Below are 12343 nucleotides of genomic sequence, written 5' to 3'. Positions count from 1 at the left end.
AGCGTGGTTCCTTTCCAACGCTCTGAACAGTTACGGCACCCCCGGGAACAGGCTGAACCGCGCGTGGGATGGCTTGCCCGGGGTGGGCGGTCTGAGTCGGTCCGGCGATCTGGCGTACTGAGGGCCGTCGCGCCCGGCTGCTGAGCCGGTGGCAGCCGCCGGGTCGCACAAGGCGGTCAGCGCGGGTCTGTGGTAGCGAGGGGTGTCCAGCCAGGCGTGGAAGCAGTCGCCGTGTTCGCGTTCGATACCTAAGCTTGGCTGCAGGATCAGGGTGGGATGCCTGCCTTGGCACGGTCCGCGGCCCGGCCGTCCTCCTAGCTGCCAGAGTGGTGGGCATCCGGCGCCGGTGGTACTGGTGGTCCGGGACGCTTGCCGTTCACGTTGGCAACCCCGGTTCACGATCGGCGATTGGTACCACGTAGTTGTCCGGCTGCATCACATCCGGCACAACCCACCGACCGCATGCGTTGACGTGCCACGCGATCGGAGTCAGCCAGCGGAACCGCGACCGTGGCGGACAACGTCCACGGCATGTGGATGGTCAGTCGCATCACTACTTGCTCTCCTTGACGGCAGTCTCGATGTGTCGCAAGACCAGCCATCCGGCGGGATCGTCTTGGTCTTCTGTCTCCACCGCGACGGCAACGTAGGTGCCGGGTGTGGAGAGGATGTACTCGGCAAGTGCGCCGCAGACCAACTCGGACGGATGCATGATGGGGCCGTTGTAGCCATGCTGACCTGACCACCCGGTCAGTGCTTCCCATCCCTGTGATCGCAGTTCTGCCAGCATGTCGAGTTCGTGTTCGGCGAGTACCTGCCCGTCGGAGTCAGTGTTCATGCTAGCCACCGGCGCGTAGACGCCAGGCAAGTACTCCCGTACGGCAGAGTCGCCCGTGGACCTGATCGGGTGGTCAAACTTCATGATGTCGTTCAGTGCGTACGGGTCTCGGTCAAGGCTGATGGTTCGGGTACTCACGATTCCCTCTGGTTCTGTAGGGCGTTCACTCGTGCTTCTTGCTGTCGGATACGGGCCGTCTTGCTGGCGGCAAACGAGCATCCACAGCGTCTGGGTGGCGCCGCTCGGCGGCGTTGAAGGGTTCGGGTATGGGGCTGGTGGTCATGTGGTGGTCCTGTCGTGGGAGGCGGCGTGAGTGCAGCCGATCCCGGTCGGCGCGCCGCGGTGGCGGCGCCGGCGTGCGGTGGCCGCGTTGTGCTGCTGCCAGGTGCGCAGGCTGCGGTCGCCCTGCAAACGCAGGGCGGCGGGGATGCGGTTGGCGGTCACCCCGACCGGGGCCGGGCCGGTGACTGCGAGCAGGTCGCAGTCGGCCTGGGAGTGGTAGCCGGCGTCCTTGGCGTCCTCGGTGGTGGGGAACACGTCGGCGACCCGGTCGGCTGCGGGGTCCAGGGTGTGGTCTTGGGTGCCGCCGTAGGAGTAGACCCAGCGGAAGTTGGTGGGAGGGTCAGGTTCCACGAGTCGCCGGAACCGGCTGATTTCCTTGGTGTAGGCGTAGAAGCGCACGGCCGGGTGGGTGCGGATCAGCTGGAGCCAAGTGCGGGTGTAGTCGTCGGTGAAGAAGTCGCCGGCGTCGTGGATGCGTACCCACTTTCCCTGCAGGACCGGCAGTTCGAGGTCGGCGGCCATGGCAGCAGCGAAGGCGTCGGACTCGTCGAGGACCAGCCGCAGGTTCGCCTGGTGGCGGGCCTTGACGGTCGGGATGCGGTAGGTGCCGTGTAGGGCGTAACAGATGTGTCGGCATACCCCGGCCGACGGGCAGGTGTTGTAGGTGCGGCCGTCGGGTAGCCGGCCGGCCCAGGCGGGCAGGGTCCAGTTGAAGATGCCGTGGGGTCGCAGTCGGGAGTTTTGGGTCAGCAGCCGCGGCCTGCGCGGCGTGGAGGATGCGCTCATCCAGCAGTTCCTTCCGTTGTGTGGGCATGAAAAAGGGGCCGGCCAGCGCGACGGCGGCGCGTGGTCGGCCCCGGCTTCGGCCCGGCCCGCCCGATCGCGGATGTCGCCGTAAGCGGGGGGCCGGGCAGCGGTCGATCGCGTGGGAGCGATCAGGCCTGCGGGTAAAGAGGGAGATGCGGGTCGGTGTCTGCGTCGGCGTCGAACAGGACGAAGTCGCAGCCGTATCGGCGGGCATACCGTTGGATGGCCACCAGTGCGGCTGGCGGCGGGTCGATCTGTTCGGCGGCTCGTGCCGCGGGGTCGGCCGGCACCCACATCAGCCAGCCGTAGCGCGTCGAGTAGACGACCAGCCCGGACACGGTGTGCAACCCGTCCTCCAGGATCTGCAGCGGGATGTGCTGGGTCGACATGTCCAGCAACCGCCGAACCCTGGGGCCGGCGCTGCGGCCACGGCGGGTCAGAGACCGCACCGAGGCACCCAGCGACATCCACCAGCCCACGACACGCTGCACGATGGACAGGGATCTGGTTCGGGAGGCTTGTTTCAGGCTGGTGCGTGTCCAGCGGATGCGCGTCAGCGGCTCCGCCGAGTGGGTCGGGGCCGCGGCATCCTGTGGGAGGCCGGTCGAGCTGGGCGTGGTGTCCAGATCGGTGCCGGGGCGCAGGCAGGGCGCGGCCGCCGGGTGGCGTCGGATCAGGAAACAGTCCGGGATGGTGGGCCCGTCGTGCTGGTAGTCACCGACCCGGTCGTCGAAGTGGCACAGGGCTCGGCACTGGGGGCAACGCGACGGTCCGGTGGTCGGGGTGCCGTTGGTGTCGTGGGCGTTGTGATCGTGGCCGGGTGTCTGGCAGTCCAGTGGTTCGGTGATGGCCTCCACGGTGTAGCACCAGCCGAGGTCTCCGAGGGTGTCGGCGCCGGGTGTGGGGCCGTGGATAGTTCCGGTGCCGTCCCAGCCCGCGGTCGGGGCGGGCCGATTCGCACAGTGCACCAGTTGTTGGTAGGTGGAGCTGGGCTCGGTGTCTGCGCCGCCGGCGGTATCGCAGGGTTCTGCGGGGTCGTGGTCTTCTTCAGCGGCGCGTTGTTCGGCGAGGTAGTGCCAGGCATCAGCGGGCGTGTCGAACTCGGGTGGCGGCTCGGTGGTGTCGGGTAGGCAGCCGGGTCGGTGGATCAGCGCGGTGTACAACGGGTCTCCTTGTCGACTCAGGGTCACGGGTTGGTGGTTGGCGCACCGGCCGACCTATGCAGGTGCGCACCGGCCGTTCAGTGCCGGGGTGAGTTGTCGTCGGCGGTGCGGTCGAGTCCCACCGACCGGCTGGTGTGGTGGTCGTCGATTGCGGTGGTCTTCGGATCCGCGTACGTCACCGCCGAGGCCTGGCAGCGGGCCGGGCAGCAGTCGGCCGGGTAGCCGGCGGACACCGCCACGTCGGACCAGGGGCAGTAGTCGCCGATGTCGTTGGTGTGCTGGTTGATGACCCGCCCGCCGCCCGGCGCGTCGCACCGCTGGTGGCCAGTCACCTCGTTGTCGGGGTTCGCCACGCCGGGCACCGCAGGCCGGTCGCGGTGGCCTGTACTGGCCGCTTCCGCGCGCGGGGCGGCCCCGTCCCGGGTGTTGGCCGTGCCGTCGCAGCCCGGGCAGGACGGCTCGTGTCTGGTCTGGGCGCGCCGGACACCCTCGTGGGCCCGGTCGTGGTCTGGCGACAGGGCATAGTCGTTTCCGAGGGTGCCGATCACCCGGTAGCCGCGACCGGCAAGGCTGCTGCTGCCCTGCCTCGCGTGGTGCCAGGATTCGACCTGCACACGGTGTGTGCCGCCGTGGTGGTCGGTCCAGCTGTGCCAGATGGTGATGGTGCCGGCGTGGTTGTTGACGTGCGCGATGAGCATGACGTTGCCCCTCTCCTTCAGTCGCGGGCTGTGGTGTTCTCGGCGCGGTAGCGCCCGTCGGGTGGGACTTGGGCGGCGAGCGCGGGCACCGGCCGACGTGGCCGATGCCCGCGCAGGACGGTTCGCGATCATCGGGTGGCGGTGGGCCTGCGGCGACCAGGCGAGCTGGGCCGTGGCAGGCCTCAGTGGGCTGCGCGGGTGAGGAAGTCGGGCACCCAGTGCCAGCGCCGCCCGTCGGGCCCGGTGTGATGGCAGGCGGTGGCGCAGTTGCCGTCGAGGCCAAGCGCGCCCAGGGCGGCGGGGGTGTCGCGGATCCACCGGCCGGTAAGCGCATCGTCGGTGGAGGCGAACGACCGGCAGCCGCAGTTCTGCGTGCAGGGGTGATCGGTTCGGTCGAGCCAGTGTTCGGCGAACGGGTGCCAGCAGCCGCACATCCGCAACTCGCTGGCCTGCCATGCGGCGGGGGTGTGATGCTGCAGCGTCACCGGGCAGGCCATCTCCTGCACGAACCCGACGATCTCGTCAAACCCGTCCGGGGCATGATCGGCGCGGCCGATGTCCGCCTCGGCGTCGTGCCCGGTCGTGGCGGCGTCGAACCAGACTCCGTCCGGGGTGGCGGCCAGTAGCAGCCGCGCCCCGCCGGAAAACCCGATCGTGAGCCACCACGCCAACAGCGTGCCGGGCACCTGCTGCAGGAACTGTTCGCGGATGGTCGGCCGGTCGGCGTCGGCGACGGTGTTGACGAACCGCGCGAGCCGCTGGTCGGGCACCGTGTCGTCATCCGGCAGGCCAAGCTGCGCCCCGGTCAACAGCACAGCGCCGGCCACGGTGGTGGAGGTGAACACCCCGACCCGGGCGATGCCGTCGATGGGGATGGTGGGCAACTTCTCCGCGATCACGATGCGCAGCAGCTGTTCCGCGGGCGGCTGCGGGTGGGTGTGGCCGTTGATGCGGGCTTCCTTGCTCAAAAGAGAGGTGTCCTTTCTTGATGTCCGCCGGGCGGCGGGCAGTAGACGGCGCCGATTGGCTGATCGACGCTCGGGGGGTAGGAGGCGACCGTCGGGACACCGGGTGGGCGTCCCAGCGGTCACGAACAGCGGCTGGTGGCGACCGCGCAGAACGCGACCGGACCCCCGAATGCCGGCGGCGCGGCGGGTCGTATGTGGTGTGGGCCGCGCGTTGGTGATCAGTGCGGGTCGGTGTCAGCGGCGGTGGGGCGCATCAGGTACGCCCAGCTCGGGGCGGGCAGGCCGGCGGTGACCCCGGCGTGCAGCAGCCGGGCCAGCGGGTAGGTGGGGTCTGCGGTCAGCGCGTGGTGCAGGGCGATGGCGGCGGTGTCGGCGTTACCGCAGCACCAGCAGGTGAACGCCGCGATGGTCGCGGGCGCGGGACGGTCGGCGTGGTCGACGCGACGCGCGATCTCGGCCCACACCTGCTGGTAGCCCCGAGGGTCGCGGTCGGCGCGCAGCAAGGCGGCGTTCAGGACGGTCTCATCGCGCAGCGCGATGCCCAGCAGCGCGACATCCATGTCGTCGAGGCCGAGGTCGAGGCCGTGGGTGGGCTCGGATCGCAGGTGGTCGTCAATCTCGTCCAGGTAGCGCAGGCTGATCGCGCGCAGCGCGCGGCGGGCGGTGGCCTGGTCGTGGCGGTGTTGCTGGTCCCAGAAGCGCTGAGCGATGGCGGTGGCTGCGCTCATGCGGTCGCGGGCCGGCCCGGTGACGGGCGCGTACTGGGCGGCCAACTGTTCGCGGTCGGCCAACACGGCTCGTCCTTGGATGACCATCTCGGCCGCGACCAGGGCGTCGAGCTCGGCGCGCTGCCAATCTCCCCAGACATCCCGCACACCATCCAGCGACCGGTAGTGGCCACGATTGACCTGTACCTGCCCGACGACCGTCAGGCCCTCGGCGCGCACGCCGGCGCTCACGGCGCGGGCGTGGTCTGCCGCGGCATCCAGCGGGCTGTAGGAGGCGAGAAAGGCCAGGGGCAATTGCCGGCGATGTGCGCAGCCGATCAGATGCGGCAGCAGTTGCGGATCGTCGAGTTCGTAGGTGGCGATCGCCCAGTCGCCGTGCTCGTCGGCCAACAGCGCCACCAGTCGCCCGGACGGGTGATAGCCAGTCAGGTACGGGATCAGGGTCAGCATCCCGTCCGGGATGGCCACGGCAAGCGGCAGGGTGACACGGTCGTGGTCGGCCATGATGTCCTCTCCAACATGCGCGAACGCGGGCACCGGCCGAGGTGGCCGATGCCCGCGTTCGCAGGATCGATATCGGTGGTTGTTAGTGGGGTGCCGGCAGGTGGCAGGCATAGACGCGGAACGGGATCACGGTGGTGATGGCGTTGTAGGCGCGCCAACGGTCGTGGTGGAACAGCCACACCGCGCCGAGGCGGGTGCGGGCGGTGTCGGTGAGGCTGGCTGTGGGCACCGCCGGGTACAGCGAGCCGGAGAAGTCGACGCCATCGTCGCCGAGGTAGAAGCGGCCGTCGGTGCTGGTCTGCGCCTTCTGGCCGTCCGGCACGGTCCAGAGGTAGCTGATGCGTCGGGTGGCGCCGTCGGTGAACTCGACGAAGTCACCGACCCGTGGGCCGTGCTGGGCGTCGAGTCGGGTCCGGCGCCGGTCGAGGATGTCCTGGTCTACCGCGTCAAGGCTGGTAGGCATGGGTGAGCTCCTTCACCGGCCGTGGCGGGTGAGGAAGTCGGGAACCCAGTGCCAGCGCCGCCCGTCGGGCCCGGTGTGGTGCGTGGCGGTCGGGCAGCTGCCGCCCACGTTCAGCGCTGCCAACACAGCCGGTGAGTCGTTGATCCACCGACCCTGTTGGTCGTCGTCGGTGGAGCAGAACCGGTGGCATCCGCAGCCGTGGTCGCAGGCGTAGTTGGGGCCGGTCAGGTGGTGTTCGGCGAACGGGTGCCAGCAGCCGCACATGCGTGTCTGCAACGCCGCCCACGCCGTCGGGGTCTGGGGGCGCAGAGTGGCGGGGCGGGCCAGCTCCTCCAACAGCCCGGTGATCGGGTTGATCCAGTCCACTGCGCTCGGGTCGGCGTACTGGCAGATTGTCGGGTCGGCGTCGGCGTGGTCTGCGGCGGCGTCGTACCAGCCGCCGGCGGGGGTGGTAGCCACCGTCAGGCGTGCCCCGTCGCTGAAGCCGATCGTCGTCCACCACGCCACGACCGTCCCGGGATGTTCGTGCAGGAACTGCTGCCGGATGGTCGGCTCGCCGGGCTCGGTGACGGTGTTGATGAACCGTGCGAGTCGCTGATCGAGCACTACCTCGCTGTCGGGCAGAGGCAGGGGTGCGCTGGCCAGCTGAACGGTCTGCCCGGCGGTGCGGCGGGTGAACGTCCCGGCCCGGGCCCGGCCGTCGAGCGGGATGGTCGCAAACTGCTGGATCAGCGCGACACAGATCGAGATCTCCTCCGGCGGTGTCGGGTGGCTGTGCCCGTTGATCCGGTGCTGGTCGGTCATGCGGAGTGCTCCTTCCTGGCTGCCCGCCGTGCGGTGGCAGCGCGATGTCTCCGGCCGGTCGGCCGAAAGGTGGCGTGCGCACGGCGATGCCCGGGGCGCGGTGGGCGTCCCGGCCATCGGAGGCGGGCTCAGTGCTGCCGGAGGTGTTCGGTGAGCGCCTGGTGCAGGTGACCGATGACCTGGTCGAGCGGCGCGGGCCGCGACGGCCGGTCGTGGAGTGTGGACAGGGCCGTCAGGGTCGCGGTCAGCTCGTCGCGCAGTGGGGCCGGTGGCGGGCTGATCAGGACGGTGCGGTGGCTGGGCCAGTCGATTTCCCCGTCCACGGTGGCGGCCAGGCCATGCAGGACACTGCCGTCAGGAACCCAGACCTGCCTACCGCTGACCAGCGCCACCCCGTGCAGGACACAACTGAGCCGGCATCGACAGCTCGGCTGCAGCCGGTTGTAGCGGCGCAGTGGGCAGTCGCTGGGGCAGGTATCCCTGCTGGTGTCGGGCTGGCGGTGTGGGGCGGCGTCGCCGTGTTCCAGGTGCTCGCCGTGGCGAACCTGGGTGGCGATGGCATCGATCAGGCCGCGAAGCAGCCAGGCGTCGGCCGCCGCCATCCCCCGACCGGCCGGCGGGGTCAGCAGTGCGATCGCTTCCAGCAGGTGTGCCAGCACCGGGCGGGCCGACGCCAGGACATGGGTGTAGTGGATCTCTCCTGCGGTGGGCCAGTCCGGCTGGCCGTCGGTGTCGATGGCGACGGTGATCAGGGCGCCGGCCGCGTCGAGGAACATCGCGTACCGTGGCAGCCCCCAATCGGGGATCAGCAGACTCGCCGGTTGTGAGCCGCAGGTCAGTCGGCAGGAACAGCCCGCGTCGGTGTAGCGGGTGCGCGGCGCTCGTGCGTGGATGACGCAGCCGCAGTCGCAGTGTGCTGAGCCAAGCCTTGGCAACATCAGATTCCTTTCAACAGCGGGGAACGCGGGCACCCGGACCACAGGGGGCAGGCGGGTGCCCGCGTCGGGAACTGGGCATGATGCGCCGGCCCGCCTGGGCGGCAACGGCGCGGTGGACGGTGCGGCGACTCGGGTGTCGTCGGGGCGATGGAGGCAGAGCCGCACCCGGCGTGAGCCCGGTGCGGCTCTCAGCGCTCAGCGCTGTGCGGGGTGGCGTGGGCGTGCTTGTGCGCTCGGTCGTTTGGTGGGATCTGCGCGTCGAGCGCGGTACGCAACAGCTGGGCCAGCCGGTAGCCCGGGTCGGCATCCAGCGCGTGGGTGATCGCGAAGCCCGCGCTCACCGAATCGCCGGCCTGCCAGAAGGCGAACGCGCAGATCGTGGCGCAGGCGGGCAGGTCGTCGTGGTCGACGCGGCGCATCATCTGCGACCAGAGTTGTTGGTAGGCGGCCAGGTTGGTGTCGAGGTACTCGATCGCCGCGTCGCGTACCGCGACCTCGCGCAGGCAGATACCCAGCTGCGCGAGGTGGTTGTCGGGCAGGGCGATCGTCTGGGTGGGGTCTGCGCGCACCTGGCGGTCGATGGTGGCCAGGTAACGCAGGCCGATCGCGCGCAGGGCGTGGCGCGTCTTGTTCGCGTCGCGACGCGAACGGTGCTGCCAGCGCTGGTTGATCACCATGGTGGTGTGGCGGATGGCGTCGCGGGCGGCGCCGGTCACGGGCGTGAACTGCTTGTCCAGGTCGGCGCGGTGCGCGTGTGCGACGAGGCCGTGGGTGACCATCGTGGCTTGGATCGCGGTGTCGGGCCCGAATTGCTGCCAGCCGGTGCGTTCGCCGTCGTGAGGGTCGAGGACCTGGTAGCGGCCGTGTTGGATCTGCATCTGCCCCAACAGCCGGATGCCCGCAGTGCGTGCCGCGTGCGCGGTTGAGCGCAGCAGGGTGGTCGCCGAGCCCAGGTCGCTGAACAGTGCCAGGGCCACGGCGGGTGCGTGATGGCGTCGTGCGCAGTCGACCAGGTGAGTGGCAATGTCGGGCGTATCGAGCTCGTAGGAGAGGATCAGCTCGACGTGGTTGACGTTGAGCAGCAGGGCGACCAGCCGTTCGCAGGGGTGGTAGCCGAGCAGGTAGGGGATCGCGGTCAGCAGCGCCTCCGGTGTATTCAACCGTACCGGCTGGCGGTGTTGGCGGTCGTGGTCGGTCATGGCCGTCCTTCCTGGCGACGCGAACGCGGGCACCGGCCGCATGTGGCTGGTGCCCGCGTTCGTCGAGGGCGTTTGTTGGTTCTTCTCAGTGGGGTTCGGGCAGCGCGCGGTACCCGGTGTCAAGACGAGCCCCGCGCGGGGACAGGACCGGCTGGCCGTGGCTGTCACGGCGCCCGGTCATCGGTGTGGCGTCGTTGTCAGACGTCGAGTCGGGTGAGGAAGTCGGGCACCCAGTGCCAGCGTTGGCCGTCCGGGCTCGTGTGGTGGGCGGCCGTGGCGCAGCTATCGGCAAGCTTCAGCGTGGCCAGCATCTTGGGTGTGTCGAGGACCCACCGGCCCGGCAGATGGTCCTCGGTGGAGGCGAACCGGCGGCAGTCGCAGTCCTGGTCGCAGCCGTGCTCGGGGCCGTCGAGTCGATGGGCGGCGAAGGGATGCCAGCAGCCACACATGCGGGTCTCCGACGCCACCCAGGCGTCCGTGGTCTGGTGCTGCAGCGTGACCGGGAAGGCCAGCTCCCGCAGGCAATCGACGATCGCGTCGACGCCGGACGGTTCGCCGCCGTTGTAGCGGCAGATGGTCGGATCGCTGCCCGCGTGGTCTGCGGCAGCGTCGTACCAGACCCCGGCGGGTGTGACGGCCACCACCAGCCGCAGGCCGTCTGTGTAGCCGACCGCCATCCACCAGGCCAGCACCGGTGCTGCCGCTTCCTGCTGAGCCTGTTCGCGGATGGTGTGGCCGTCGTCGGTGACCGTGTTGATGATGCGGGCCAGCCGCTGGCCGGCAGCCAGGTCGAGGTCGGGCAGCCGAAGCCGCCGGCTCCTGAGCTCCAGTGGGGCGCAGGTGGTGGTGGTGAAGATCCCGATCTGGAGACGATCGTCGTTGGGGGTGATCTGGAACTGTTCGAGCAGCGCGACTGCGATCAAGGTGTCCTCGGGGATCGCAGCGCTGGCGTGCCCGTTGATACGGGGCTGGTTGGTCATCTGGTGTCGGTCCTTTCTGGTGTTCCCGCCATGCGGCGGGGATGTGTGGGTTCTCCGGTCGATCGGCACAGCAGACGGCAAGACAGCGATGGACGGGACGCTGGTGCGCGTCCCGGCCATCGCGATGAGCTCAGGCAGCACACTCTCGACACGGCGGAACCGAATCGCAGTGGCTGGTGAGGCGGCGGCGGACGCACCGCAGAGTCGGTGCGTGGCGCGGCGGGCTATCAGCGGCGCGTCGCCGGCGTCGGTTGACTCGGCGTCGTCGACACAGTGCCTCGGTGCCGTCCGTCGAGGTCTTTCCCGGTCAGTTGCTGTTGCGGGGTGGGCAGTCCTTCCGGGGCGCTGCCGGCCGCTGGTCGATCGGTTGGGGGTCGATGGGCTGGTGGGGTCCAGTGGTGGCCTTGTCGAGGTGGGCTGCTTCGGCGTGCAGGTAGTTCGCCCACAGCGACGGGCCGGGTGCGGTGGTGGGGCCGCGGTGGGCCGTCGCGGCGGCTGCCCAGCGGCGGGCGGTGGCGGCGGCGCGGGTCGGGTGCTGCAGGCGGTCGATCAGCCAGTCGAGCAGGGGCTGCGGATCGGCCAGCAGGGGTGTGGCGACGGGGCAGCCGACCGGTAGTGCGGTGTAGCGGCCGGCAACGATCTGCCACAGCTTGCCCAGGCTGCACACGCCGGTCGTGGTGGTCAGTTCCACGGCCTGGATGCGGTCGCGGGCGGGCTCGATGGTGCGTAGCCGCAGCGCCGGTGGGGTGTGGCCGGTCATGCCCGCCTCCCCTGCCGAGGGGCCGAGAGCTGACGCACTGCTCGCTGATCTGTGTGCTGGCTGGTGTGAGGTGGGGTGTGGTAGGCGAGGTGGGCGGCGAGCTCCGGGTAGCCGCCGTGGCGGGTGACCCAGCGGGCGAAGTGCTGCCACTCCCAGATCCGATCGCGGGGTGGGGCGGGCTGGTGGTGGCGGGTGTAGTCGACGGTGGCGGCGGCGAATCCGAGCGCGGCGCGGACCGTGGCCGGATCCAGGCTCGCGGCGAACACCCGTAGTTCGATGGTGTCGGCGTGCAGCGTGTTGACCGCGGCGTGCCCGTAGCCTCGGGCGGTGCCTTTGACGATGTCGGCGACGCCGGCTCGCTCGTCGGTGCTGAAGCGGGCGTAGTCCGATTGGCGGCGGGCGAGGCGCTGTACCGGCCGCGGGTTGCGGTAGATCAGTTTCATCCACCGGTACAGGTGTGGGTCGCCGTCGAATCCGGCGCGGGACAGGTGCACGTGCATCCCGGTGTTGGGTGATGTCTGGGCGCCGGCTGCCGCGAGCTCTGGGAGCAGCGACCAGGGGAACTGGCGCGTCGCGTAGGCGTGCGACATCGGGTGGGTGACGATCTCGAAGCCGGACACGGTGGCGTCGTACTTGAGATAGCCCTGCGTGCCCAGTCCGGTCGTGGCGATGCGGGCGAGCTCGCGGACCCGTTCGGGCGCGGCGTCGATTTCCAGTTCCACACCCAGATACAGCGGGCCGTCGCCGTGGAAGACCGGGGTCGGCGTGTAGCTGTAGGGGTGGATGAGCTGCGGCGGTGGGGTATCGCAGTGCCCGCAGCGATCACCGATCCGGTTCCAGGATTCGCAGTCGGTGCAGCGCTGGTAGAAGCGCACCGCGCAGCCGGAGCAGATGCGTGAGCCGCGGGCGGTGATGATCCCCGCGTCCGGCCGATGCGCCTCCCCGCACCGCTGGCAGGTGGTGCACACGAGGCAGGGCTGATCCAGGTGGTGCACGGTGCGGCAGCCGGTGCAGGTTTCCAGCTGCTGTCGGCAGTGGCGGCACACGCATCGGCGCCGGTCGAGGGCGTCGGGTCCGATCGGGTGTTCGGGTTGGGGGATCGTGCAGACGGTGGTCATGGCTTGTTGTCCTTTCACAGCACGGGGCGCCCGCGCCCCGAGGCCGGGGATGGCGTCGGGGCGCGGGCGCAGCAAGAAGGCCTCACCAGGCGT

Annotated in this window: 13 protein-coding genes; all 13 read right to left on the bottom strand. The window is 70.1% G+C overall.

From position 1 onward, the window contains the following. Positions 1-553: 553 nt before the first annotated feature. On the bottom strand, positions 554-838 hold the full coding sequence (locus NUM_RS22080) for a hypothetical protein (protein ID WP_207126806.1): 285 nt from the start codon (positions 836-838) through the stop codon (positions 554-556). Between the two features lie 279 nt (positions 839-1117). Next, on the bottom strand, positions 1118-1906 hold the full coding sequence (locus NUM_RS22075) for a GP88 family protein (RefSeq protein ID WP_207126805.1): 789 nt from the start codon (positions 1904-1906) through the stop codon (positions 1118-1120). 149 nt (positions 1907-2055) lie between these two features. Further along, entirely contained in the window at positions 2056-3090 is a 1035-nt protein-coding gene (locus tag NUM_RS22070) for a DUF5983 family protein (RefSeq protein ID WP_207126804.1), read from the bottom strand. Between the two features lie 77 nt (positions 3091-3167). Further along, entirely contained in the window at positions 3168-3788 is a 621-nt protein-coding gene (locus NUM_RS22065) for a hypothetical protein (RefSeq protein ID WP_207126803.1), read from the bottom strand. A 182-nt stretch (positions 3789-3970) separates the two neighbouring features. Next, the gene (locus tag NUM_RS22060; protein ID WP_207126802.1) at positions 3971-4879 is read right to left on the bottom strand and encodes a hypothetical protein; all 909 of its coding nucleotides are present in this window, start codon (positions 4877-4879) and stop codon (positions 3971-3973) included. A 95-nt stretch (positions 4880-4974) separates the two neighbouring features. After that, positions 4975-5988, bottom strand: coding sequence for a DUF4192 domain-containing protein (locus NUM_RS22055; RefSeq protein ID WP_207126801.1), 1014 nt, complete (start codon positions 5986-5988; stop codon positions 4975-4977). 82 nt (positions 5989-6070) lie between these two features. Further along, positions 6071-6451, bottom strand: coding sequence for a hypothetical protein (locus tag NUM_RS22050; protein WP_207126800.1), 381 nt, complete (start codon positions 6449-6451; stop codon positions 6071-6073). Positions 6452-6463: 12 nt separating this feature from the next. Continuing rightward, on the bottom strand, positions 6464-7255 hold the full coding sequence (locus tag NUM_RS22045) for a hypothetical protein (RefSeq protein WP_207126799.1): 792 nt from the start codon (positions 7253-7255) through the stop codon (positions 6464-6466). Positions 7256-7383: 128 nt separating this feature from the next. Continuing rightward, positions 7384-8031 (bottom strand): hypothetical protein, encoded by a 648-nt coding sequence (locus NUM_RS22040; RefSeq protein WP_207126798.1) that lies wholly within the window; start codon positions 8029-8031, stop codon positions 7384-7386. Positions 8032-8381: 350 nt separating this feature from the next. Further along, positions 8382-9392 carry a DUF4192 domain-containing protein gene (locus NUM_RS22035; protein WP_207126797.1) on the bottom strand — a complete coding sequence of 337 codons (1011 nt, stop codon included), beginning with the start codon at positions 9390-9392 and terminating at the stop codon, positions 8382-8384. 197 nt (positions 9393-9589) lie between these two features. Further along, entirely contained in the window at positions 9590-10372 is a 783-nt protein-coding gene (locus tag NUM_RS22030) for a hypothetical protein (protein ID WP_207126796.1), read from the bottom strand. A gap of 307 nt (positions 10373-10679) precedes the next feature. Continuing rightward, positions 10680-11132, bottom strand: coding sequence for a hypothetical protein (locus NUM_RS22025; RefSeq protein WP_207126795.1), 453 nt, complete (start codon positions 11130-11132; stop codon positions 10680-10682). After that, a complete protein-coding gene (locus NUM_RS22020; RefSeq protein ID WP_207126794.1) occupies positions 11129-12325 on the bottom strand; it encodes a hypothetical protein in 1197 nt (398 codons plus the stop codon). The genes NUM_RS22025 and NUM_RS22020 overlap by 4 nt, the downstream gene beginning before the upstream one ends. Positions 12326-12343: the final 18 nt, after the last annotated feature.

The sequence above is a fragment of the Actinocatenispora comari genome, assembly GCF_017312725.1.
GTDB classification, from domain to species: Bacteria; Actinomycetota; Actinomycetes; order Mycobacteriales; family Micromonosporaceae; genus Actinocatenispora; species Actinocatenispora comari.
This window is presented reverse-complemented; position numbering and strand designations above follow the sequence as displayed.